Genomic DNA, 1,068 nt, shown 5'->3' on the forward strand with positions numbered 1-1,068 from the left:
TCAATATAAAAAATAAGTTATTTTTATATGGTCAGTGAAACTTGAATCTGCAAGCGGACACTTGATAAGAGTGATCCACTTGCAGATTTTACCACACAAAAAACATAATATATATTATGTAAACTTAATGATTCCTTACTAGAGAGGGACAAGATAAATCAGACATCCAAAGTTCATGTAAAACTTGGCTTCTAACCTTCAATCCAGCTTCATTATATAAAGCTCCTATATCAAACATCTGTAATGCAAAAAAGGCGTGTCCAAAGTTAAGGCACGCTCTTTTGTTGTTATTTTATTTGTTTGTAATACTCAATCCCGCACTCATCGAAATATAACTTTAGTTATCATTCAAGATGATAGGATTGTTTGTAGTTATATATAGCACCTTGCAAATTCGCTTCATTGCCTAATCTACTTTGTTCAATATCTGCACACACAAAATTATAGATAGAATCCTTATAAAGCTTTTCTAGCTCTTCCCTAATGGTAATAACCAATAAAGGATTTTCAGATATGCCTCCCCCAATTACAAACTTTTCAGGATCAAGTATGGATTGCAAATTAATGATTTGTGTTGCGATGTTCCTACAGTATTCTCGAAAAATCGTTTGGACCGTGCCATCACCTTCTTCAATGAACTTGAATATCTTTTCACCTGTCATAGAATCTGCAGGAAGGTCTTTGGCTTTCGCAACGGTTTTAGTTAAAACAAAACTACTCCCTTGCATACCAAGCAGATAATCATCATTGTCTGCATTTTCGTTGTTCGTTCTAATGAAGGAGAACTCTCCAGCTGATAAATGATGGCCCTTCAGCAATTTCCCTTGAGAGATGATTCCACCGCCCATCCCTGTTCCAACGACCAGAACGACACCATCGGTAATCCCTTGTAATGAACCACGCCATGCTTCTCCAAGAGCAGCACACTTTCCATCATTTTCAATCGCTACAGGTTTGTGAAACGCTTTCTTAAAAACGTCAAGCATATTTATATCATTTATATATCTTAATGAACCGCCATGCACCATGTGACCGCTTTCCGAATTCACAATACCTGGCATGCTGACG

Annotated in this window: 1 protein-coding gene; it reads right to left on the reverse strand. The window is 36.9% G+C overall.

All coding sequences use genetic code 11. The annotated features are described in order from the left end of the window. Positions 1-344: 344 nt before the first annotated feature. The coding region (locus tag GRP75_RS27790; protein WP_160790984.1) for an ROK family protein at positions 345-1,068 on the reverse strand (724 nt) is incomplete at its 5' end.

It is taken from the genome of Paenibacillus sp. OT2-17, from assembly GCF_009827695.1.
GTDB lineage: Bacteria > Bacillota > Bacilli > Paenibacillales > Paenibacillaceae > Paenibacillus > Paenibacillus polymyxa_B.